General features: G+C 54.0%; 21 protein-coding genes and 1 riboswitch. Of the genes, 10 read left to right on the forward strand and 11 right to left on the reverse strand.

Features of this window, described 5'->3' with window-relative positions; translation table 11 throughout:
- Positions 1 to 56 precede the first annotated feature (56 nt).
- The 3 genes from cspE to rlmA all read left to right on the forward strand — a co-directional run bounded on the left by cspE (position 57) and on the right by rlmA (position 3,064).
- Positions 57 to 266 (forward strand): transcription antiterminator/RNA stability regulator CspE, encoded by a 210-nt coding sequence (gene cspE, locus ACRCWW_RS16265; protein ID WP_001062678.1) that lies wholly within the window; start codon positions 57 to 59, stop codon positions 264 to 266.
- A gap of 206 nt (positions 267 to 472) precedes the next feature.
- Positions 473 to 2,206 (forward strand): peptidoglycan glycosyltransferase FtsI, encoded by a 1,734-nt coding sequence (gene ftsI, locus ACRCWW_RS16270; protein WP_438683329.1) that lies wholly within the window; start codon positions 473 to 475, stop codon positions 2,204 to 2,206.
- A 63-nt stretch (positions 2,207 to 2,269) separates the two neighbouring features.
- Complete coding sequence (rlmA, locus tag ACRCWW_RS16275) at positions 2,270 to 3,064, forward strand: 23S rRNA (guanine(745)-N(1))-methyltransferase (RefSeq protein ID WP_438683330.1); 795 nt, start codon at positions 2,270 to 2,272, stop codon at positions 3,062 to 3,064.
- On the opposite strand, the gene mntP is transcribed toward rlmA, so the two are convergent.
- From mntP to manX, 5 genes are all read right to left on the reverse strand, one after another.
- Positions 3,061 to 3,627 carry a manganese efflux pump MntP gene (mntP, locus tag ACRCWW_RS16280; RefSeq protein ID WP_404656757.1) on the reverse strand — a complete coding sequence of 189 codons (567 nt, stop codon included), beginning with the start codon at positions 3,625 to 3,627 and terminating at the stop codon, positions 3,061 to 3,063. The two genes, rlmA and mntP, sit on opposite strands and share 4 nt — an antisense overlap.
- Before the next feature lie 5 nt (positions 3,628 to 3,632).
- A riboswitch (yybP-ykoY riboswitch) is annotated at positions 3,633 to 3,835 on the reverse strand.
- Between the two features lie 199 nt (positions 3,836 to 4,034).
- Positions 4,035 to 4,493, reverse strand: a complete 459-nt coding sequence (locus ACRCWW_RS16285) for a DUF986 family protein (protein WP_438683416.1) — start codon at positions 4,491 to 4,493, stop codon at positions 4,035 to 4,037.
- Positions 4,494 to 4,549: 56 nt separating this feature from the next.
- Entirely contained in the window at positions 4,550 to 5,401 is an 852-nt protein-coding gene (locus tag ACRCWW_RS16290; RefSeq protein ID WP_330983575.1) for a PTS mannose transporter subunit IID, read from the reverse strand.
- Between the two features lie 12 nt (positions 5,402 to 5,413).
- Positions 5,414 to 6,211, reverse strand: coding sequence for a PTS mannose/fructose/sorbose transporter subunit IIC (locus ACRCWW_RS16295; RefSeq protein ID WP_330983574.1), 798 nt, complete (start codon positions 6,209 to 6,211; stop codon positions 5,414 to 5,416).
- A gap of 61 nt (positions 6,212 to 6,272) precedes the next feature.
- Positions 6,273 to 7,241 carry a PTS mannose transporter subunit IIAB gene (gene manX / locus ACRCWW_RS16300; RefSeq protein WP_438683331.1) on the reverse strand — a complete coding sequence of 323 codons (969 nt, stop codon included), beginning with the start codon at positions 7,239 to 7,241 and terminating at the stop codon, positions 6,273 to 6,275.
- 454 nt (positions 7,242 to 7,695) lie between these two features.
- On the opposite strand from manX, the gene yoaE reads away from it, so the two are divergent.
- Positions 7,696 to 9,258 (forward strand): CNNM family cation transport protein YoaE, encoded by a 1,563-nt coding sequence (gene yoaE / locus ACRCWW_RS16305; RefSeq protein WP_438683332.1) that lies wholly within the window; start codon positions 7,696 to 7,698, stop codon positions 9,256 to 9,258.
- Positions 9,259 to 9,261: 3 nt separating this feature from the next.
- Here yoaE and ACRCWW_RS16310 read toward each other — a convergent pair whose 3' ends face one another.
- The 4 genes from ACRCWW_RS16310 to pabB all read right to left on the reverse strand — a co-directional run bounded on the left by ACRCWW_RS16310 (position 9,262) and on the right by pabB (position 14,461).
- Positions 9,262 to 10,854 carry an EAL domain-containing protein gene (locus ACRCWW_RS16310; RefSeq protein WP_438683333.1) on the reverse strand — a complete coding sequence of 531 codons (1,593 nt, stop codon included), beginning with the start codon at positions 10,852 to 10,854 and terminating at the stop codon, positions 9,262 to 9,264.
- 130 nt (positions 10,855 to 10,984) lie between these two features.
- Complete coding sequence (gene sdaA / locus ACRCWW_RS16315; RefSeq protein ID WP_404656761.1) at positions 10,985 to 12,349, reverse strand: L-serine ammonia-lyase; 1,365 nt, start codon at positions 12,347 to 12,349, stop codon at positions 10,985 to 10,987.
- Positions 12,350 to 12,523: 174 nt separating this feature from the next.
- A complete protein-coding gene (locus ACRCWW_RS16320; protein ID WP_438683334.1) occupies positions 12,524 to 13,102 on the reverse strand; it encodes a CoA pyrophosphatase in 579 nt (192 codons plus the stop codon).
- A 3-nt stretch (positions 13,103 to 13,105) separates the two neighbouring features.
- Positions 13,106 to 14,461, reverse strand: a complete 1,356-nt coding sequence (gene pabB, locus ACRCWW_RS16325; protein WP_438683335.1) for an aminodeoxychorismate synthase component 1 — start codon at positions 14,459 to 14,461, stop codon at positions 13,106 to 13,108.
- Positions 14,462 to 14,546: 85 nt separating this feature from the next.
- On the opposite strand from pabB, the gene ACRCWW_RS16330 reads away from it, so the two are divergent.
- Positions 14,547 to 14,744, forward strand: a complete 198-nt coding sequence (locus ACRCWW_RS16330; protein WP_438683336.1) for a YoaH family protein — start codon at positions 14,547 to 14,549, stop codon at positions 14,742 to 14,744.
- A 110-nt stretch (positions 14,745 to 14,854) separates the two neighbouring features.
- Here ACRCWW_RS16330 and ACRCWW_RS16335 read toward each other — a convergent pair whose 3' ends face one another.
- A complete protein-coding gene (locus ACRCWW_RS16335; RefSeq protein ID WP_438683337.1) occupies positions 14,855 to 15,199 on the reverse strand; it encodes a RidA family protein in 345 nt (114 codons plus the stop codon).
- Between the two features lie 129 nt (positions 15,200 to 15,328).
- Between ACRCWW_RS16335 and ACRCWW_RS16340 the strand changes: the two genes are divergently transcribed.
- The 5 genes from ACRCWW_RS16340 to rnd all read left to right on the forward strand — a co-directional run bounded on the left by ACRCWW_RS16340 (position 15,329) and on the right by rnd (position 21,737).
- Entirely contained in the window at positions 15,329 to 17,239 is a 1,911-nt protein-coding gene (locus ACRCWW_RS16340) for an ATP-dependent DNA helicase (RefSeq protein WP_438683338.1), read from the forward strand.
- Positions 17,240 to 17,307: 68 nt separating this feature from the next.
- Positions 17,308 to 18,003: a tRNA (adenosine(37)-N6)-threonylcarbamoyltransferase complex dimerization subunit type 1 TsaB gene (gene tsaB, locus ACRCWW_RS16345; RefSeq protein ID WP_438683339.1), complete on the forward strand. Its 696-nt coding sequence runs from the start codon at positions 17,308 to 17,310 to the stop codon at positions 18,001 to 18,003.
- 38 nt (positions 18,004 to 18,041) lie between these two features.
- Positions 18,042 to 18,635, forward strand: a complete 594-nt coding sequence (locus ACRCWW_RS16350) for a Slp family lipoprotein (RefSeq protein ID WP_438683340.1) — start codon at positions 18,042 to 18,044, stop codon at positions 18,633 to 18,635.
- 215 nt (positions 18,636 to 18,850) lie between these two features.
- Positions 18,851 to 20,536, forward strand: a complete 1,686-nt coding sequence (gene fadD / locus ACRCWW_RS16355; protein WP_438683417.1) for a long-chain-fatty-acid--CoA ligase FadD — start codon at positions 18,851 to 18,853, stop codon at positions 20,534 to 20,536.
- 73 nt (positions 20,537 to 20,609) lie between these two features.
- Positions 20,610 to 21,737, forward strand: a complete 1,128-nt coding sequence (gene rnd, locus ACRCWW_RS16360) for a ribonuclease D (protein WP_438683418.1) — start codon at positions 20,610 to 20,612, stop codon at positions 21,735 to 21,737.
- Between the two features lie 109 nt (positions 21,738 to 21,846).
- Here rnd and minE read toward each other — a convergent pair whose 3' ends face one another.
- Positions 21,847 to 22,116 (reverse strand): cell division topological specificity factor MinE, encoded by a 270-nt coding sequence (minE, locus tag ACRCWW_RS16365; RefSeq protein WP_064544824.1) that lies wholly within the window; start codon positions 22,114 to 22,116, stop codon positions 21,847 to 21,849.
- Position 22,117: the final 1 nt, after the last annotated feature.

Consider the following 22,117-nt stretch of genomic DNA (forward strand, 5'->3'; position numbering starts at 1 on the left):
AGTTTTAGCTATGTAAGTGCCCACGGGCGAAGAAAACACTCTAAGGAATTTTGCAAATGGCAAAGATTAAAGGTCAAGTTAAGTGGTTCAACGAGTCTAAAGGTTTTGGTTTCATTACTCCTGCTGACGGCAGCAAAGACGTGTTCGTACACTTCTCTGCAATCCAGGGTAACGGCTTCAAAACTCTGGCTGAAGGCCAGAACGTTGAGTTCGAAATTCAGGACGGCCAGAAAGGCCCAGCAGCTGTTAACGTAACGGCTATCTGATTACGAATCCACTGATCTCTATTTGACATCAGCCATAAAGCCTCGCTCTTAGCGGGGCTTTTTACTGTCCGTTGCAAACTATGTCTGTATTCCCCCGCTGTCGCGCTTTGTTGCAAATCCACATCATTATTAGCATTGTTTAGCGGTTATCCTGGCCTCTTTTCACGTTAAATCATTGGGTTGTAAATTATAACCCGGGAGCCGGAGTGCAGAACCATCGCCGTCATTTTACCCCTGTCCGTTTTGGGCTGGTGTGTGTGGGAATTTTATGTTGTCTTGGACTGTTGCTGGCGCGCGTTGGCTGGTTGCAAATCATTTCTCCGGATAATCTCGTCAAACAAGAAGATATGCGCTCACTGCGTGAAGAGCCCATTGATGTTCCGCGCGGTATGATTGTCGATCGTGAAGGCAGGCCATTGGCAGTCAGCGTGCCAGTGAGTGCCATTTGGGCCGATCCGCAAACGCTCATAGAAAAGGGCGGCATCGGCTACAACGCCCGCTGGCAGGCACTCGCGAATGCATTACATCTTTCACTTAACGACCTGACAGCGCGCATTACCCAGCATCCTCACTCTCGTTTTCTTTATCTGGCTCGCCAGGTTGATCCCCAACAGGCGAACTGGATTGAAAAACTGCATCTGCCGGGCATCAATCTGCGTGATGAGTCTCGTCGTTTTTACCCTGCGGGGCATGTGGCGGCAAATCTGATTGGTTTCACCAATATCGACGACCAGGGTATTGAGGGCGTTGAAAAAAGCTTCAATACCCAACTGCAGGGAAAACCTGGGTTACGTCTGGTGCGTAAAGATCGCCATGGTCAGGTCATTGAAAATCTGACCGAGCAAACGCCGGTGCCAGCGCATAATTTGCAACTCAGTATTGATGAGCGTCTGCAAACCGTCACCGAAGATGCTCTGGACAATGCTGTTCGCTGGAATAAGGCGGAATCTGGCGCGTCGGTTTTAATTAAAATCAATACCGGTGAAATTCTCTCAATGGCGAGCTTCCCGGATTTTAATCCTAATAATCGCGACAAGGCGACACTCGACGATTTCCGCAACCGTGCCATCAGCGATACCTTCGAGCCCGGCTCTACGGTAAAACCTCTGGTTATCATGACCGCGCTGCAACAGGGCATTGTCCAGCCAGACAGCGTAGTGGATACGCATCCCTATGTTGTGGACGGGCACAGGATCCGCGATGTGGGCTACTATCCTGAACTGACACTCACCGGCATTTTGCAAAAATCGAGCGACACAGGCGTTTCGCATTTGTCACTGGCGATGCCCATTCAGCGACTGCTCGATACCTATAAAGCCTTTGGTTTTGGGCAATCGACGGGATTAGGGTTAACCGGTGAAAGTCAGGGACTCATGCGGCAACGCCGCTTTTGGGGACAGCTTGACCGCGCGACGTTTGCCTTTGGCTATGGCCTGATGGTGACCCCGCTTCAGCTTGCCCATGTGTATGCCACGATAGGGGGTTTTGGCATGGAGCGCCCACTCTCTATTACGCGTATCGATCCGCCGGTTATGGGTCACCAGGTGATGTCGCCGGAGATTGTGCATCAGGTCGAACATATGATGGAGAGCGTGGCTCTGCCCGGCGGGGGAGGGATTAAGGCAGCGGTGCATGACTACCGCGTGGCCGTGAAAACCGGTACGGCGAAAAAGATTGGGCCGGATGGTAAGTACATCGACAAATATATCGCTTATACCGCAGGTGTCGCGCCAGCCAGCAATCCTCAGTATGCGCTGGTGGTGGTCATCAACGATCCACAAAATGGAGATTACTACGGCGGGGCGGTCTCTGCGCCAGTCTTCAGCCAGATTATGGGCGATGTGCTGCGTCTGGAAAATGTCATGCCGGACGGCATTGCGCCGGGTTCCGATAATCTCATCGTGATGCACCATGACAACAGCGAGACTCCGGCGCTGTAATCCATTCACCTGAAGGGCGAATAGCGGTACACTTTCGCCCTTTCTACTGTGACCGGAGTCATCATGTCCTGGAGTTGTCCTCTCTGTAACGCACCGCTTGAGCGCCATAACAACAGCTATTTCTGCCCGCAGCGCCATCAGTTTGATCTGGCGAAAGAGGGTTATCTGAACCTGTTGCCGGTGCAGTTCAAGCGTTCGCGCGATCCGGGTGACAGCGCGGAGATGATGCAGGCGCGTCGGGCGTTTCTGGATGCCGGGCATTATCAGCCTCTGCGAGACACCATCAGTGGGATGCTTAAGCAGGTTAATGCTGCCAATATTCTCGATATCGGTTGTGGCGAGGGGTATTACACTCACGTCTTTGCTGAACATGCTGAGCACACCTGGGGGCTGGATGTGTCAAAAGTCGCCGTGCGTTATGGCGCTAAGCGGTATCCGCAGGTGGATTTTTGTGTGGCTTCAAGCCAGCGTTTACCTTTTAGCGACGCCTGCATGGATGCTGTCGTTCGCATCTACGCGCCCTGTAATCCGCAAGAGCTGAAACGAGTGGTGAAAGAGGGCGGAGTGGTGATTACAGCTACGCCGGGGCCGCGCCACCTGATGGAGCTCAAAGGGTTAATCTACGATGAAATTCGACTGCATGAAGCCAACAGCGAAGTGCTTCCAGGTTTCCGCCTGAGTGAAACGCAGCAGCTTGCCTATCCTATGAAGCTGAAGGGCAGTGAAGCGGTCGCTTTATTGCAGATGACGCCGTTCGCATGGCGGGCAAAACCTGAAGTATGGGAAAAACTGGCGGGGCTCGAAACATTTGACTGCCAGACCGACTTTTTGATTCAGGTCTGGCAGCGCGAAGATTAACCGGCGAAGTGGCTCCAGAGGATCTGGACGCCAATGCCAATCAGCACAATACCGCCGAGGATCTCGGCTCGCTTGCCCAACAGCGGGCCGATGAAACGTCCGACCATCATGCCAATGGTGGTCATCACCAGCGTGGCGCAGCCAATAGCCAGCGCGGTGAACACAATATTCACCTGCAGGAAGGCAAGGCCGACACCGACCGCCATGGCGTCCAGACTGGTGGCAATCGCGGTGGTGACCAGCAGCCAGAAACCGTGACGGCTTGGGGCTTTCTCTTCTTCATCTTCATTTCCACGCCAGCCTTCAATCAGCATTCGACCGCCGAGGAAGACCAGCAGGACAAAAGCAATCCAGTGATTCCATTCCAGCACGAACTGGCTGGCAAGCATGCCGAGGCCCCAGCCGATCAGCGGGGTGATGGCTTCAACACAGCCAAAAATAAGGCCAGTGCGTAAAGCTTCAGAGAATTTCGGTTTATGAAGTGAAGCGCCTTTACTTATCGATACCGCAAACGCGTCCATCGACATACCAAAAGCTAGGAGGATAGTGGCTGAGAGATTCATCGCTTGTCCTGACCGGGGAAATATCCATATGACACACCACTGCCCCCAGTAAACCCATGCCCGAATAATCCGGCCATGATGCAGGTGGTATGTCTATGGTCTCGCCTGATCATCTTGCTGATGAACCGTACGTGCCACGTTTTGCAACGAGTATGTTGACACGTACATTTCCGGGAAAGGAAATCGGCTACTCCCCAACGACGGGCGCAACCTTAACATAATTTGAGAAAATAAAACAATAACAAAAAGACGTTATTTAAATGACTTATTGATAACGATTTTCATTTGGCTTTACAGGTAAGTGAATCGTTAATAAATATGAGGGAATAAAAAGAGGGAATATAGCCATGGCTATACAATTACCTGCACAATATAGCAGCGTATATAGCCATGGCTATAAATATAACTTACTGAGAATTAACAAGAAGTTTGTAAATGCGTTCAAGGTCGTCGATATTTTTAACCCTGATGAGCAGGCGCCGTTGTTCTAATTGCATAACCAGAACACCATCTTCAGATAAATTCATTTCTTTGATTCGGGAATAAGCAATCCACACGTTGCTGAAGAAAAAGCCATCTTGTTTAAAAATAATTTTTGGCGTGCGGATCCAGAACAGATATAACCCCATTAAGGCCAGAGCACATAATAACCATGTGGTGATTAACTGACCGTGGGCATTGATGTTTTGGTAAATCAGAATAGCGACCAGACCGACGAAAATCAGGCCATCAACGCGTCCACGGCGGAGCAGGGGAATGGCAAGCCGCGTGGCACCGTGGCGGCCCGGCATGATGAACTGATCGTAAAGGGCGTACGCGAGCAGGGCCACAATAAACAGCACCAGCACCCAATCCGTGATTGTCATTGAACCTCCAGAAATAAAAAACCGGGGCACGATGGCCCCGGCTGAACAACGCGTTATTACAGACCCAGCAGGCCGACCGCGTAGCCCGCGATACCGATGACGAAGAAGCCAACGATGATCCACAGCGGGTTCACTTTCTTACGCAGCAGCCACATACAGGCGAAGGTCAGCAGCAGCGGTACCAGGCCCGGCATCAGCTGGTCAAGGATAGTCTGCACGGTGGTCACACGAGTTTGGCCATCCTGACCGGTGATGGTCGACACCACCAGCGGGATATTCACGTGCGTCCACTTGTTAACCAATGCCCCCATGACAAACAGGCCGAGGATTGACGCCCCCTCAGTCAGTTTCTGCAGGAAGCCGCCGCCCATATCTTTAACGATGTCCACACCTTTACGGTAGCCGTAAGCCACGCCGTAGTAACGGGTTGCCAGACGCACGGCGTTGAACAGGATGAAGAACAGCAGTGGGCCGAGCAGGCTGCCGCTCATCGCGATACCGGCACCCAGTGCCGCAAATACCGGACGGACGGTACCCCAGAAGATTGGGTCACCCACGCCTGCCAGCGGACCCATCAGACCGACTTTGATACCGTTGATGGCACCATCGTCAATCTCTGCGCCGTTTGCACGCTGTTCTTCCATCGCCAGCGTCACGCCCAGTACCGGAGCGGCAACGTAAGGATGGGTGTTGAAGAATTCCAGGTGACGCTTAATCGCCTGACGACGCGCTTCGTTATTTTCCGGATACAGGCGTTTGATAGCCGGCACCATGGAGAAGCAGAAGCCCAGCGCTTGCATACGTTCGAAGTTCCATGAACCCTGGAACAGGTTAGAACGAAGGAACACGCCACGAATGTCACTCTGAGTGAGTTTTTTCTCAGTGGTAGTTTTAGTGATATCAACCATTTCGCTCACCTGTTAGTCCAGTTGGTTATCGAGATCGTTGTTAGCAGCCTGTACCGGGCCACCCGCAACGCGATTGTATTTAGGGCTCAGCTGGATATACAGAATTGCCATGACGGCACCAATCACACCCAGAGCAACCAGGTTGAAGTTGGTGAATGCTGCGGTAACGAAGCCGAGGTAGAAGAACGGCATCAGGTAGCCAGCACGCATCATGTTGATGACCATTGCGTAACCCACAACCACGATCATGCCACCGGCGATGTTCAGGCCGCCTGTCACCACTTCAGGGATCGCATTCAGCATGCTCTGTACTTCGCTGGTTCCTACGGAGATAGCCACGATAACCGCCGGAATAGCGATACGCATTGCCTGCAGGAACAGGGAAGAGACGTGGATCCAGGACAGCGCCGTCAGGTTGCCATTCTCTGCCGCCTTATCTGCCGCGTGCTGGAAGGCTACGGTGATAGTACGAACGATGATGGTCAGAACCTGGCCTGCTGCTGCCAGTGGGATAGCCAGTGCAATACCTGCACCGATGCTTTGATGTCCTGCGATAACCAGAACGGTTGAAATGATGGACGCCAGTGCGGCATCAGGGGCAACCGCCGCACCGATGTTCATCCAGCCCAGGGCGATCATTTCCAGGGTACCACCGATGATAATACCGGTTTTCATGTCACCAAGAACGGCGCCAATCAGGGTACAGGCGACCAGCGGACGGTGGAACTGAAATTCATCGAGTACCGATTCCATACCCGCAATACACGCGACGATGAACACCAGCACAATCTGAAGAGTGGTAATCTCCATTGTACTTCTCCTATAACGTAAGTCTTAAGGTTGAAAATTCAGTGAACAGACAGTGCCGGACTTATTTGCCAACCTTGCCTATCAAATCCATCATTTTCAGTCGCTGATCGGTGGAAACTTTACGCGCTTCCAGTTCGATACCGCGCGCATTCAGTTTGTTGAAGGCTTCGATATCTTTCTCATCAACAGAAATGGCGTTGTTGACCTGAGTTTTACCCTGACGGAAAGCCATACCCCCGATGTTCACGGTGGTGATTTTCACGCCTTGTTCAACGATACGTTCAACGTCGGTCGGGTTAGTAAACAGCAGCATGACGCGCTCGCCTGCATACTGCGGGTTGTTGTAGACGCGGATCATTTTCGCCACATCAACAACGTGCGCGGTCACACCCGGAGGCGCAACCTGAGTCAGCAGCGTTTTACGAACGGTATCTGCCGCCACTTCGTCGCTGACGACGATAATGCGGGTGACGTTGGTTTCTTTAGTCCAGCGGGTTGCAACCTGGCCGTGGATAAGACGGTCATCGATACGCGCCAGGCCGATAACCATATAGTCATTCGGGCCCATTGGTTTCTCGGATGCCGCAGCTTTCTGGGCAACAGGCGCTGCCGCCGGTGCTGCTTTCACTGCCGGTTTTGCTTTCAGCGCTTTCACGCCTTCGCGACCGGTTTCCACCGCCAGTGCGACCAGCTCGTCAAACGTTGGGTTGTCGTCACGCGCCATCAGCGTTTCAACCAGCATAGGGATGTTTACGCCCGCGATAACTTCGTGATGCTCTTTATCGACGACAATGCGGCTTGCAGCGTTAAACGGGCTGCCGCCCCATGTATCAACGAGAAACAGCACACCTTTACTGGTGTCGAGTTTTTCGAGCTGTGCGTTGTACTTCTCGATAAGCGTTTCTGCATTCTCGCCAGGCACGAAATCGATCCAACCCACGTTTTCCTGCTCACCCAACAGCATTTCTGCCGTTTTCAGCAGTTGTTCTGCAGCCCAACCATGTGTGCCTATTACAATAGCAATCGTCACTTGCTACCTCCTTTATTATCGTTGCGTCTAAAGTTCGGACGCTTGATGAACCGTTGGTGGTGACCGAATCGATTCAGATAGGGGTTAGAGTAAAAATGTTTATTACTTCCGTGAATTATTTTAGATAGTGAAAAAATAATTAATGTGATGAAGATCCGTAATTTACTCATCCAGCGGGAATAATTTTGGAGCGCAAAAAATCACCGACAAAACCCATCGGACGAATGCAAAAAGACGTAAATTTTTTTCCGGTTATGCATTCTGTCTGATATGTTTACTTTCCGTTTAAATACACAGGAGTATAGGGCATAGCCCGAAGTATGGACCGTCACCGACGTCAGTTCACCACCTGGCACGAAGCTGCCACACCCCGTTCCCCATCCAGTCGCACCGAGATAGTCACGTCTGTTGTTGACAAGGCGATGACAACTATTGCCGTTAGCAGGAGCTATTCATGGAACTTTTAATGGATCCTTCAATCTGGGCAGGCCTGCTGACGCTGGTCGTCCTGGAGATTGTTCTTGGTATCGATAACCTGGTGTTTATTGCCATCCTGGCCGACAAGCTGCCACCCAAACAGCGTGATAAAGCGCGTTTAATCGGTCTGTCGTTGGCGCTGTTCATGCGTCTTGGCCTGCTGTCGGTCATTTCGTGGATGGTTACCCTGACCCAACCGCTGTTCAGCGTCATGGATTATTCGTTCTCGGGACGAGATCTGATCATGCTGTTCGGGGGTATTTTCCTGTTGTTCAAAGCCACGACTGAGCTGCATGAGCGACTGGAAAACCGTCAACATGACGAAGGGCACGGCAAGGGTTATGCCAGCTTCTGGGTGGTTGTCGCGCAGATTGTGGTGCTGGACGCCGTGTTCTCCCTTGATGCGGTGATCACCGCCGTGGGCATGGTGAACCATCTGCCGGTGATGATGGCGGCCGTGGTGATTGCGATGATTGTGATGCTGGTGGCGTCAAAGCCGCTGACTAACTTCGTCAACCAGCACCCGACGGTGGTCGTACTGTGTCTGAGCTTCCTGCTGATGATTGGCCTGAGCCTCGTCGCAGAAGGGTTTGGTTTCCATATTCCGAAAGGCTACCTGTACGCCGCGATTGGCTTCTCGATAATCATCGAACTGTTTAACCAGATTGCCCGTCGTAACTTCATCAAGCACCAGTCAAACGTGCCGCTGCGCGCCCGTACCGCTGATGCGATCCTCCGTCTGATGGGCGGCCGCAAGCAAAACGTGGTGCAGCACGATGCCGAGAACCCGGTGGCTGTGCCTGTGCCGGAAGGGGCATTTGCTGATGAAGAACGCTACATGATCAACGGCGTGCTGACGCTGGCTTCGCGTTCAGTGCGCAGCATCATGACACCGCGCGGCGAAATCAGCTGGGTCGATGCCAACCTGAGCATGGATGAAATCCGCCAGCAGCTGTTGTCTTCGCCGCACAGCCTGTTCCCGGTGTGTCGCGGTGAGCTGGACGAAATCGTCGGGGTAGTGCGTGCCAAAGAGATGCTGGTGGCGCTGGAAGCAGGCGAAGATGTCGCCGCGATGGCTTCTGCTTCACCGGCGATAGTGGTGCCAGAAACGCTGGATCCGATTAATTTGTTAGGCGTTCTGCGCCGCGCCCGCGGCAGCTTTGTTATCGTGACCGACGAGTTCGGTATGGTGCAGGGTCTGGTGACACCGCTGGACGTGCTGGAAGCCATCGCGGGTGAATTCCCGGATGCTGACGAAACGCCAGAAATCGTCGCCGACGGCGACGGGTGGCTGGTGAAAGGTGGCACAGACCTGCACGCCTTACAGCAGGTTCTGGGACTGGATCATCTGCGTAATGACGACGATGATATCGCCACCGTGGCAGGCCTGGCGATTGCTGTGAACGGTCATATTCCACAGGCCGGTGATGTGCTGAGCGTCCCGCCGCTGGAGATAACCATCGTTGAAGCGAATAACTATCGAGTCGACCTGGTTCGCGTGGTGAAACAACCCTCGCTTCACGACGAAGAAGAAGAGTAAACCTCACAATATAACGGGCAGCACATGCCCGTTATGCTCCTTCGGTGGGGAAGAACCGCCTTCGAGCCAGCGAGGAAAATCCGCGACGGGCATCGGCTTAGCATAAAGATAGCCCTGCAAAAAATGAACGCCATGGCGACGCAGATAATGCGCCTGCTGTGGCGTTTCTACCCCTTCAGCCACCAGTTCAATATTCAGCCTCTGACCCAAAGCAATAATGATATCCGTCACCGTTGAGTTCACCGCGTCGGTACCAATCGCATTGGTGAAGGATTTATCAATTTTGAGAATATCCGGCCGAAGCTGTTCCAGCCAGGAAAGCGCGCTGCTGCCCGTACCAAAATCATCAATCGCCAGGCGCACGCCTTTGCGATGCAGTTCCCGCACCAGCCTGTAATCCACGCCCTGAAGGTTGTCACGCTCTGTAATCTCAAGCACAAGCTGTTGCTGAGGGCGCGCGTTAAACCAGTATTGGTTCACATCCCGCAGTAAAGCACCCTGCAGAAAGTGGCTTGAGGAAACGTTAATGCTGATATCAAAACGCGGGTCTGCCGGGAAATAGCCAATCTGGCGAATGGTTTCACTGATCACATAGCGCGTCAGCGGCGCGATAAGGTTTTCTCGCTCTGCCACAGGAATAAAAACTTCAGGGGATATCCAGCCCAGGCGAGGGTTGTTCCAGCGCAGCAAAATTTCCACGCCGTTGCACCGTTGAGTGCGGGTATCCAGCTGTGGCTGGCAATAAAGTTCGAATTCGCGTCTCGCCATGCCAACCGTGATTTCACGCGTGAAACTCATCCTTCCGGCTGTCGCAAACCACGAAATGCCCGCCAGCAACAGGCTAAGAATAAGCGCCAACGGAGCCTGTGACGGGAGATCATCCAGCGCCAGCGCTGTTGCTCCAGGCGTGGTCACGCTGATACTGAACGGAAAAAGCTCGGACTGGCGAGTGACAACCTTTTCGTCGTCAGTCAGCTGTAGCTGATCGCTTATCCCCTGTGATTCGCTGTAGTACCGGTTACCCACCGAGACAATTACTCGCTGGATCATGGGTTGTTGAGGCTCCAGTAAAAGGGAGCTCACGAGATGAATATTTATCGTCAGCATGACCCCATCCTCGCCGTCAGCGGAGGACGGGTACCACTGAATCAGAATGGGCGAGCCTTTAATCAGAGACTGGTCAATCGACAGCAGCAATCTGGATTGCGCAGAAGGCAGTTCGGGCTGATTTTCCCGCAGGGCGACATCACGATCGCCGAAGACGCTGGAGCAGTAAATCACGCCAGATTTAACCAACGCGATAGAACGCAAGGTTTGCAATGCGGCGGCTTGTTTGCGCATCGGCAGGTGAACCGCTTCACAGCTTTGCCCGACCAGATTCACCAGTTCATGACGTTTCCCGGCAACTGGCATCAATACTTTGTCGAGAGTTTCCACAGCATGGCGGGCATAGGCGTCGATCCGTTGCTGATTTACGCTGCGCTGCGAAATAAATCGCAGGCCAAAGGTCAGGAATAAAGCCAACAGCGCAACCAGCAAGCAAATCACAATTCGCTTGCGGCGATACCCCATGATCAGGTTTTGAGCTGTTTGCATGACGCGCATCCACTCCGCTGAACGCCGACCAGAATGTCAGTGTTAACAGAGCAAGTGTAGTGCTCTATGGCTAAAAAAAGGGGAGAGGTATAAAAAATCGCCCATCTGTGGGAGATGGGCGAGGGGGGTTTTAGTCACATTGCACTTTGATGGCCAGACCGCCGCGCGAGGTTTCGCGGTATTTGGCGTTCATGTCTTTGCCGGTCTCGTACATGGTTTCAATGACTTTATCGAGTGAAACACGCGGTTCGCTGGTGCGGCGCATAGCCATACGAGCGGAGTTGATGGCCTTCACGGAGGCAATCGCATTACGCTCAATACATGGCACTTGCACCTGTCCGGCGACCGGGTCGCAGGTGAGGCCGAGGTTGTGTTCCATGCCAATCTCTGCGGCCACACAAACCTGTTCAGGGCTTGCGCCCAGCAGTTCTGCAAGGCCAGCGGCGGCCATCGAACAGGCCACACCCACTTCACCCTGACAGCCGACTTCTGCGCCAGAAATAGAGGCGTTCATTTTGTACAGCGCGCCAATTGCACCGGACGCGAGGAAATAGCGAATGTAGCTTTCCGGGCTAACCGGCTCGATAAAGTGGTTGTAGTACGCCAGCACCGCCGGAACGATACCGCATGCGCCATTGGTTGGCGCGGTGACCACACGGCCACCCGCAGCGTTTTCTTCGTTAACGGCGAGCGCAAACATGTTGACCCAGTCAACGACGGTCATCGGATCGCTGTTGGTTTTGTCCTGGCTGACCAGCATACGACGAAGTGCTGCGGCACGACGTGGAACACGCAATGGCCCAGGCAACACGCCTTCGGTATTTAAACCGCGATCGATACAGGCCTGCATGGTCTGCCAGACGTTAGCAAAATAGTCTTCAATTTCTTTTTTGCTGTGCAGCGCCAGTTCGTTCTGCATCACCATGCCGGAAAGTGACAGGCCGGTTTCTTTGCAGTAGTCCAGCATCTCTTTGGCAGACTTAAACGGATACGGCACCTTCACATCACCGCTGACGTCCTGCCCAAAATGCTCTTCATCGACGATGAAACCACCGCCGATAGAGTAATAGGTCTTGCTGTAAATGACTTTCTCGCCCGCGAAAGCATGAATCGACATGCCGTTTTCATGCAGGGAGAGGTTGTCACTGCGAAAACGCATGCCGTCATCCTGCGGGAAATCCACTTCGCGACGGCCCTGGGCCAGCAGCAGACGCCCGCGGGATTCTACATCACGGATAAACGCCGGGATGGCGTCGATATCGACGGTATCGGGCATGTTGCCTGCCAGACCCATAATAATGGCGATATCGGTATGGTGGCCTTTGCCGGTCAATGACAGTGAACCATAAACGTCAACCGCCACGCGGGTAACGTCATCGATCATTCCCTTTTCGACCAGGTCATCGACGAACTGTTTACCGGCCTTCATCGGGCCTACAGTGTGGGAAGATGAGGGGCCAATCCCCACCTTGAACATGTCGAATATACTAATCACGCTAACACTCCTGACAGGGTTACCGGAAAGCTCCGATAACGATGTAATAACTGCGCATAGTGTAAGAGGGAACCGGTAACGCAGCTTAACTATTCACATGAATTAAACTAATGCTTCACCTTGAATTTACTAATAGCGTAAGGCGGATCACATCAGCGCTATTCCACAGTATAGCTAAGGTTTAAGACCGACTTGCAGCGCCAGCTCACGAATAATGCCTGCGGTCATTCCCCAGACAAAATAATGCTGATACCACGAGAGCCATACGCGGTGTGAATTGCCGCGACGATGGATATCCAGCGGGTGATAGCGCCCAAGACGCAGTGCTTCGGCGAGCGGCATTTCGAACACCGCAGCCACTTCATCTTCGCTGGCATGATAATGAAGGTCGGGCGGGATGATGCCCACGACAGGCGTGACCTGAAAACCTGTGACGCTATCCACGGGTGGGAGCACGCCCAAAATTTCAACCGAAGAGGGGGGGATCGCGACTTCTTCCTGCGCTTCACGCAGTGCGGCCGCAATCAGCGACGCATCACTGCTGTCGACTGCACCACCGGGAAAAGCGACTTGCCCGGCATGTTTACGCAGTTGCGAAGAGCGTTTGGTCAACAGCAGGCCCGGTTCTTCCCGGCGCACGATGGGGATCAGCACCGCCGCTTGTCTTTGATTCAGTGACGCCCTGGTTGGCTGCGGGCGCAAAAGCTGAAAGCGGGAAATAAACTCATCAAGTTTAAGGTCCGGGTGCTGCATGCGTTAAGACTCCAGTTGTCGCAGGATACGGTTGACTTTATCAAAAGTTTCCTGATATTCCGCTTGCTCTTCGCTGTCGGCGACGATACCGCCACCTGCGGAGCAAGAGAGCTTACCCTGAGTGGCCGTCAGAGTACGGATAGTAATGCTGGTATCCATTGTGCCGCAAAAGCTGAGATAGCCAATGCTGCCACACCACGCATTGCGGCGATGCGGCTCCAGTTCATCAATGATTTCCATCGCTCTGACTTTCGGCGCGCCGGTTATCGAACCGCCAGGAAACGCTGCGCGCAGGAGATCGGTGGCGTGCAGATGACCGGGCAATTCAGCCGTTATCGTACTCACCAGATGATGCACCGCCGGGAAAGGTTCAACGACAAACAGTTCGGGGACGCGAACGCTGCCGGGCACGGCAACGCGGCCAATATCATTGCGCATCAAGTCCACAATCATCAGATTCTCCGCCCGATCTTTTGGCGAAAGCCGGAGCTTTTCTGCCTGTTGCGCATCGGCGACCGGGTCGGACAGCCGCGGCAGAGTGCCTTTAATGGGGCGCGTCTGGATATGTCCTGCCTCAAGGTGAATAAAACGCTCAGGCGAAAGACTCAAAATAGCGCTTTGAGGCAGGCGCAGAAACGCGCTGAAAGGCGCACGGTTTGAGGCGTTCAGATGCTTAAAGGCCTGCCACTCGTCGCCGCGATACTCGGCCTGAAAGCGCTGGGCAAGATTGACCTGATAACAGTCGCCGCTTTGCAGATACGCCTGCACCTGGCGAAACTTTTCGCCGTATGTTTCGCGAGTCATGTTGGATTGCCAGGCGGAAGTCAGCGCGAAATCGACGGGCTTCGCGTTTGAACAGCTTTCAAGCCAGGCGAGGCGAAGGTTCGGGTCGTCATAGCTCAATAAAGACACCACTTCGCGGTGATGGTCGACAATCAACGCCCAGCGATAAATCCCGACGGCCATATCTGGCGTATCAAGATCTGCCCCGGCTTGTTCCGGCAGGGATTCGAAACGGCGGCCAAGATCATAACCGAACAAACCCAGTGCGCCGCCCTGGAAAGGATAATCCGCATTTATAGTCGGGTTAATCTGATGCTTTATGAGGGCCTGTTTCAGTAACAACAACGGATCATCGGCAGATTCACAACTATGCCCGTCTTCTTCAATGCGCGTGATCTTTCCGCAGGTTTGCAGCGTCGCAACAGGATCGGCGACCACGATATCAAAACGGTTGTGAGCATGGTCTGCGTGCCCGGAGTGCAGCAGCATTGCCCAGGGCCGGGATGAAAGCGGGGAAAAATAGTGTTCAGCGGCATCAGCGCGCCAGGGAAGCGTAATGACAGCAGGGGACAACATCGACCTCAATCCATCTGCGCCGCCTGCTGGCTATGTGGCAGGTGGCATGAAATAATAAGCGTCCACAATGTAGCAGGAGTTCACCATGTTTGCAGGTTTACCTTCACTGAGTCATGAGCAGCAGCAACAAGCCGTCGAGCGCATTCAGGAATTAATGACACAGGGAATGAGTAGCGGGGAAGCAATTCAACTGGTGGCTCAGGAGCTACGCGCGAATCATACCGGCGAGCAGATCGTCGCGCGCTTCGAGGATGAAGACGAGGACGAAGACGAAGACGAGTAATTCTGGCTGGCTGACTGGCTGGCGGCGCTAAGCTTGCACAGGCCTACTCACTGCCATTTTGCGGCTTTTGTAGGCCGGGTTAGCTTAGCGCCACCCGGCAAAGGGCAAAATCAGACAGCCGCGATGATTTTAATCTCAACCTTATACTGAGGTTTCATCAGCCCGGCCTGCACGGTGCAACGCACCGGCGCATGACCGGCCACCACCCACGCATCCCACGCTTTATTCATCGCAGCAAAATCTGCCTTATCAGCGAGAAAAATGGTCGCGTCGAGAATGCGAGATTTATCGCTACCCTGTTTTTCCAGGATTTTATCAATCTGCGCCAGGGTATTGGCGGTTTGTTCAAATGCATCCGCATCCAGGTTTTCCGGTACGCCGGTGTAGTAGATAGTCTGGTTGTGAATGACAACATCAGACCAGCGGGCTTCTGCATCAATACGAACAATCGTCATTTCAGTGTCCTCTTAGGCTTCCATTTAAACGCGGCAAGAGTGCCACAATGTGGCGGCTGCGTCACCCATTTGGCTGGCACAACGCCCCCTGCACTGACATAATCACTGTCCAGATTTACAGGGGGCAGTGTGACGGACGATTTTGCAACAGACGGGCAGCTCGCGAAAGCGATCCCCGGATTTAAACCCCGCGAACCGCAGCGGCAGATGGCTGAGGCGGTTACGCACGCCATCAATGAAACGCGTCCGCTGGTGGTTGAAGCGGGCACCGGCACAGGCAAAACCTACGCTTACCTTGCCCCTGCGCTGCGCGCCAATAAAAAAGTCATTATTTCTACGGGCTCTAAAGCTTTGCAGGATCAGCTTTACAGTCGCGATTTACCGACGGTGGCCAAAGCCCTGGAATTTAAGGGCAAGGTCGCGTTGTTGAAAGGGCGCTCAAACTATCTTTGTCTGGAGCGCCTTGAACAGCAGGCGTTAGCCGGTGGCGATTTGCCAGTTCAGACGCTGAGCGATGTCATTCTTCTGCGTAGTTGGTCAAATCAGACTGTGGATGGCGATATCAGCACCTGCGTTAGCGTGGCGGAAGACTCACAGGCCTGGCCGCTGGTTACCAGTACCAATGACAACTGTCTGGGCAGTGACTGCCCGCTGTACAAAGACTGTTTTGTGGTGAAAGCGCGTAAAAAAGCGATGGATGCCGACGTGGTGGTCGTGAACCATCACCTGTTCCTTGCTGATATGGTGGTGAAAGAGAGCGGCTTTGCGGAGCTGATCCCCGAGGCTGAAGTGATGATTTTCGATGAAGCTCATCAGCTTCCGGATATCGCCAGCCAGTATTTCGGTCAGTCGCTTTCCAGCCGCCAGCTTTTGGATATGGCAAAAGACATCACCATTGCCTACCGCACTGAGCTCAGAGACACCCAGCAGTTGCAAAAGTGCTCCGACCGTCTGGCCCAAGCGACGCAGGATTTTCGCCTGCAGCTGGGTGAGCCAGGCTATCGCGGCAATTTGCGCGAGCTTCTGGCTGACAGCGGCATTCAGCGAGCGCTGCTGCTGCTCGATGATGCGCTCGAACTCTGTTATGACGTGGCGAAACTTTCTCTAGGCCGCTCCGCCTTGCTGGATGCGGCATTTGAACGCGCCACGCTTTATCGCGCACGGCTCAAACGTTTAAAAGAGATCAACCAGCCTGGCTTCAGCTACTGGTATGAATGTACTTCCCGGCATTTCACGCTGGCGTTAACGCCGCTGACGGTCGCCGACAAATTTAAAGAAGTGATGGCACAAAAAGAGGGGAGCTGGATTTTCACCTCCGCGACGCTATCGGTAAATGACGATTTGCATCACTTTACCGCTCGCCTTGGCATTGATGATGCGCAATCGCTACTGCTGCCAAGCCCCTTCGATTATGCGACCCAGGCCTTGCTGTGCGTGCCGCGAAACTTACCGTCACCGAATCAGCCCGGTGGCGCCAAGCAACTGGCGACCATGCTGCGCCCGATGATTGAAGCGAACAACGGCCGCTGTTTTATGCTTTGCACTTCGCACGCCATGATGCGCGAGCTGGCGGAGCATTTCCGTGCCATGCTGGATTTGCCGGTCTTATTGCAGGGCGAAACCAGCAAAGGCCAGTTGCTTCAACAGTTCGTGAGTGCGGGTAACGCGCTACTGGTTGCGACCAGCAGCTTCTGGGAAGGTGTGGATGTGCGCGGCGATACGCTTTCGTTAGTGATTATCGATAAGCTGCCATTCACCTCACCGGAAGATCCGCTGCTGAAAGCACGCATGGAAGATTGCCGCTTACGCGGCGGCGATCCTTTCGATGAAGTGCAGTTACCAGATGCGGTGATTACCCTGAAGCAGGGTGTCGGGCGTTTAATTCGTGATGTGGACGACCGTGGCGTGCTGGTGATTTGCGATAACCGTCTGGTGATGCGTCCTTACGGGGCTGTGTTCCTGTCGAGCTTACCGCCCACGCCACGAACCCGTGATATCAGCCGCGCCGTGCGCTTTCTTGCCGGGTTGTCACTAACGTAATTTGTGACGAACTGTGTTAAGATGCGCGCCTTTTTTATTGAACGCTACCTGCGAGAGCGCAACGTCCTATGCGAATTCTGGCTATTGATACCGCCACTGAGGCCTGTTCCGCGGCCCTGTGGAACGACGGTGCCATCAGTGCTCATTTCGAGCTTTGTCCACGCGAACACACCCAACGCATTCTGCCTTTAGTGCAGGATACTCTGACTGAAACCGGCGTCATGCTCACCGAGCTTGATGCGCTGGCGTTTGGCCGTGGCCCGGGCAGTTTTACCGGGGTGCGCATCGGGATTGGCATTGCACAAGGTCTGGCGCTGGGGGCGAATCTGCCGATGATCGGCGTCTCAACGCTTGCCACCATGGCGCAGGGTGCGTTTCGCAAGACTGGCGCGACCCGCGTGCTGGCCGCGATTGACGCTCGCATGGGGGAAGTGTATTGGGCTGAATATCAGCGTGATGAGCAGGGCATCTGGCAGGGCGAAGCGACTGAAGCTGTGCTCAAACCAGAGGCCGTTAACGCCCGGTTGAAGCAACTTAGCGGCGAGTGGGCTACTGTTGGAACAGGCTGGGCTGCATGGCCGGATATGGCCGCTGACAGCGCGGTAACGTTGATTGATGGCGACGTTTTATTACCTGCGGCACAAGACATGTTGCCACTGGCTGTACACCAGCTTTCTCTGGGCCACACTGTTGCGGTCGAGCATGCCGAACCGGTTTATTTACGCAATGAAGTGGCGTGGAAGAAACTTCCTGGCCGGGAATGAATCTCAGTATATATCGCTGAGAATAAAGGAGTCGCACCATGGCGAGTCAAAAACGGGTAGTGCGTGGATTACTGACAGGGTTGGTTATGGCTGCATTGAGTGGCTGCGTTTCCGTTCCCGATGAAATCAAAGGCACCAGCCCAACACCGCAACAGGATCTGACCCGAGTAATGGCGGCCCCGCAGCTGTATGTCGGTCAGGAAGCGCGTTTTGGCGGGAAAGTCGTTAACGTGCTGAACCAGCAGGGCAAAACCCGGCTTGAAATTGCTACCGTCCCGCTGGATGAAGGGGCTCGACCTGCACTTGGTGCGCCTTCCCGCGGACGTATTTACGCCGATGTGAATGGCTTCCTCGACCCTGTTGATTTCCGTAATCAGCTGGTCACCGTGGTGGGGCCGATTACCGGCACCCAAAAAGGGAAAATTGGCTCGGCGGAATATACCTACATGGTTATGCAGGCCGCTGGCTTCAAACGCTGGCGCATCACGCAGCAGGTGGTGATGCCGCCACAGCCGATTGATCCGTACTGGGGTGGCGGCTGCTACCGCCATCGCTGTGGTTATCCTGGTTACGGCGGGTGGGGCTGGTACAATCCAGGCCCGGCGCAGGTGCAGACTATCGTAACTGAATAATAGCTTGTTTTTATTAGCTTAAGTGACAGCGGCTGGTCCGCTGTTTCTTTTTGGCGGGATGGACTCCCGGACATAAGAAAAATAAATAGTGACGCGCTTCGCAACCTTAAATCCGTTTAATTAATAAACTGGTACGATTAGTTAATATGTTGTTAATGACTTGTTTATTAACAGGGGTTGTGATGACGACGAATTCTCATTTCAGAGGTGATGCATTGAAAAAGGTTTGGCTTAACCGTTACCCCGCTGATGTGCCGGCGGAGATCGATCCTGACCGTTATCAATCCCTGGTAGATCTGTTCGAACAGGCGACAACCCGTTTTGCCGACCAGCCCGCGTTTACCAACATGGGCGAGGTGATGACATTCCGTAAGCTCGAAGAGCGCAGCCGTGCGTTTGCCGCCTGGCTGCAAGAAGGGCTTGGCCTGCAAAAAGGCGACCGTGTGGCGCTGATGATGCCGAACCTGCTGCAATATCCGGTGGCGCTGTTTGGCATTCTGCGGGCTGGCATGATTGTCGTGAACGTGAATCCACTCTACACTCCGCGTGAGCTTGAACATCAGCTCAATGACAGCGGTGCCAGCGCGATTGTGATTGTCTCCAACTTTGCCCACACGCTGGAAAAAGTTGTCGAGAAAACGCAGGTTCGCCACGTGATCCTGACGCGCATGGGCGATCAGCTTTCAACGGCCAAAGGCACGCTGGTTAACTTCGTCGTCAAATACATCAAGCGTCTGGTGCCGAAATACCATCTGCCGGATGCCATCTCCTTCCGTCGCGCTCTGCAACAGGGCTACCGGATGCAGTACGTCAAACCTGAAGTGGTCTCTGAAGATCTGGCGTTCCTGCAATATACCGGCGGGACAACCGGCGTTGCCAAAGGCGCAATGCTGACGCACCGCAATATGCTGGCAAACCTCGCGCAGGTTCACGCGACCTACGGGCCGCTGTTCCATCCTGGTAAAGAGCTGGTGGTGACTGCGCTACCGCTGTATCACATCTTTGCGCTGACCATGAACTGCCTGCTGTTTATTGAGCTGGGCGGCCAAAACCTGCTGATCACCAATCCGCGTGACATTCCGGGTCTGGTAAAAGAGCTGGCAAAATACCCGTTCACTGCCATTACGGGGGTGAACACGCTGTTCAATGCGCTGCTGAATAACAAAGAGTTCCAGCAGCTCGATTTCTCCACCATGCGCCTTTCTGCGGGTGGGGGCATGCCGGTTCAGCAAGTCGTGGCTGAACGTTGGGTTAAGCTGACCGGGCGCTATCTGCTGGAAGGCTATGGCCTGACGGAGTGCGCGCCGCTGGTGAGCGTGAACCCGCACGATATCGACTATCACAGCGGCAGCATCGGCCTGCCGGTGCCTTCTACGGAAGTGAAGCTGGTGGACGATGACAATAACGAAGTCGCGCCGGGCGAACCGGGTGAACTGTGCGTCAAAGGCCCGCAGGTGATGCTGGGCTACTGGCAGCGTCCGGATGCCACCGATGAAATTATCAAGAACGGCTGGCTGCATACCGGTGATATCGCGGTGATGGACGAAGAGGGCTTTATGCGCATCGTTGATCGCAAAAAAGACATGATTCTGGTATCGGGCTTCAACGTCTATCCAAACGAAATTGAAGACGTGGTGATGCAGCACTCAGGCGTGCAGGAAGTGGCCGCTGTCGGCGTTCCTTCTGGCAGCAGTGGAGAAGCCGTGAAGATCTTCGTGGTTAAGAAAGACGCCTCGCTGACCGAAGAAGCGCTGATCACATTCTGTCGCCGTCAGCTGACCGGATACAAAGTGCCGAAGCTGGTTGAGTTCCGCGATGAGCTGCCGAAATCTAACGTCGGAAAGATTTTGCGACGAGAACTTCGTGACGAAGCCCGCGCTAAAGTGGACAATAAAGCCTGAGCTATACGTCAGTCGCCAACAGACGCCGGTTAAGCCGGCGTTTTTTATGGGCGCAAACCCTAGAGAACGCAAATTGAATTATCAGATGATCACCGAGGATGCTGCGCTGCAGGCCGCTTGTGAAGCGGCGCGCGACGTCCCTGCTATTGCGCTGGACACCGAATTTGTCCGCACCCGTACCTATTATCCGCAACTGGGCCTGATTCAGATGTTTGATGGCAATCAGGTGGTGTTGATTGATCCGCTGACCATCCACGACTGGCGTCCTTTTAAAGCGCTCATGCAGGATAAAAATGTCACCAAATATTTGCATGCGGGCAGCGAAGACCTTGAGGTCTTCCTGAATGAGTTTGGTGAATTGCCCGATCCGCTGATCGACACACAGGTTCTGGCTGCCTTCTGCGGCCGTCCGATGTCGTGGGGCTTTGCCGCGATGGTGGAAGAGTACACCGGCATTGCGCTGGACAAGAGCGAATCCCGTACCGACTGGCTGGCGCGTCCGCTGACAGAGCGCCAGTGCGATTACGCGGCGGCAGACGTCTGGTATTTATTGCCGATTGCTCAAAAACTGATGGATGAAACAGGTACCAGCGGTTGGCTGCCTGCGGCGCTTGATGAGTGCCGCCTGATGATGCAGCGTCGTCAGGAAGTGGTCGACCCGGCTGAGGCGTGGCGTGACATCACCAATGCTTCTCAGCTGCGCACGCGCCAGCTGGCCTGCCTCAAGCTGTTGGCTGACTGGCGTTTACGCAAAGCGCGTGAGCGTAATCTGGCCGTGAATTTCGTGGTTCGCGAAGAACATTTATGGAGTGTGGCGCGCTACATGCCGGGGTCGCTCGGCGAACTCGACAGTCTGGGCCTCTCAGGCAGCGAAATTCGTTTCCATGGCAAAACGCTGTTAAGCCTTGTCGAAAAAGCACAAGCTTTGCCGGAAGAGGCGCTGCCTGAACCGCTGCTCAACCTGATGGATATGCCGAGCTACCGCAAAGTGTTTAAAGCGATTAAAGCTTTGATGCAGGAAGTCAGTACCGAGAAGGGCGTAAGCGTTGAGCTGATGGCCTCGCGTCGACAGATTAATCAGTTGCTGAACTGGCACTGGAAGCTGAAACCGCAGAGTTCGCTGCCAGAACTGGTGTCAGGCTGGCGCGGCGAATTGATGGCCGATCGCCTGAATGCGTTGTTGGCTGAATATCCAGGGTAAAAAATGCCGGGCGGCACTGCGTTTGCCCGGCCTACTTTGTAGCCCCGGTAAGCGTAGCGCCACCGGGGAGTCGCAATAAAAAACCCCGGATTTCCGGGGTTTTTTCATATCAGGATTTCGACTCTTCCGCTTCGGGGAGCGTAACGTTAAGTTCGAGAATCGAGATATCGCCATCTTTCTGCTCTAGCTGCACGGTGACCATTTCCGGGTCAATCTGCACGTATTTGCAAATCACCTCAAGAATGTCTTTCCTGAGCTGCGGCAGATAATGCGGCTCGGCGTCACTGCGGCGGCGTTCCGCGACGATAATCTGTAAACGTTCTTTCGCGATGTTGGCGGTGTTCTTTTTTCGTGAGAGAAAAAAGTCGAGTAATGCCATA

The organism is Scandinavium sp. (genome assembly GCF_051650185.1).
In the GTDB taxonomy this organism is placed as follows: domain Bacteria; phylum Pseudomonadota; class Gammaproteobacteria; order Enterobacterales; family Enterobacteriaceae; genus Scandinavium.

What these genes read in the sequence shown, in the direction of transcription:
- ACRCWW_RS16285 (WP_438683416.1), bottom strand. Translation starts at nt 4,493, where the DNA reads ATGACAATCACGGATTGGGTGCTGGTGCTGTTTATTGTGGCCCTGCTC.
- cspE (WP_001062678.1), top strand. Translation starts at nt 57, where the DNA reads ATGGCAAAGATTAAAGGTCAAGTTAAGTGGTTCAACGAGTCTAAAGGT.
- rlmA (WP_438683330.1), top strand. Translation starts at nt 2,270, where the DNA reads ATGTCCTGGAGTTGTCCTCTCTGTAACGCACCGCTTGAGCGCCATAAC.
- ACRCWW_RS16295 (WP_330983574.1), bottom strand. Translation starts at nt 6,211, where the DNA reads ATGGAGATTACCACTCTTCAGATTGTGCTGGTGTTCATCGTCGCGTGT.
- mntP (WP_404656757.1), bottom strand. Translation starts at nt 3,627, where the DNA reads ATGAATCTCTCAGCCACTATCCTCCTAGCTTTTGGTATGTCGATGGAC.
- ACRCWW_RS16290 (WP_330983575.1), bottom strand. Translation starts at nt 5,401, where the DNA reads ATGGTTGATATCACTAAAACTACCACTGAGAAAAAACTCACTCAGAGT.
- ACRCWW_RS16330 (WP_438683336.1), top strand. Translation starts at nt 14,547, where the DNA reads ATGTTTGCAGGTTTACCTTCACTGAGTCATGAGCAGCAGCAACAAGCC.
- yoaE (WP_438683332.1), top strand. Translation starts at nt 7,696, where the DNA reads ATGGAACTTTTAATGGATCCTTCAATCTGGGCAGGCCTGCTGACGCTG.
- ACRCWW_RS16335 (WP_438683337.1), bottom strand. Translation starts at nt 15,199, where the DNA reads ATGACGATTGTTCGTATTGATGCAGAAGCCCGCTGGTCTGATGTTGTC.
- pabB (WP_438683335.1), bottom strand. Translation starts at nt 14,461, where the DNA reads ATGTTGTCCCCTGCTGTCATTACGCTTCCCTGGCGCGCTGATGCCGCT.
- minE (WP_064544824.1), bottom strand. Translation starts at nt 22,116, where the DNA reads ATGGCATTACTCGACTTTTTTCTCTCACGAAAAAAGAACACCGCCAAC.
- ACRCWW_RS16350 (WP_438683340.1), top strand. Translation starts at nt 18,042, where the DNA reads ATGGCGAGTCAAAAACGGGTAGTGCGTGGATTACTGACAGGGTTGGTT.
- ACRCWW_RS16310 (WP_438683333.1), bottom strand. Translation starts at nt 10,854, where the DNA reads ATGCAAACAGCTCAAAACCTGATCATGGGGTATCGCCGCAAGCGAATT.
- ACRCWW_RS16320 (WP_438683334.1), bottom strand. Translation starts at nt 13,102, where the DNA reads ATGCAGCACCCGGACCTTAAACTTGATGAGTTTATTTCCCGCTTTCAG.
- tsaB (WP_438683339.1), top strand. Translation starts at nt 17,308, where the DNA reads ATGCGAATTCTGGCTATTGATACCGCCACTGAGGCCTGTTCCGCGGCC.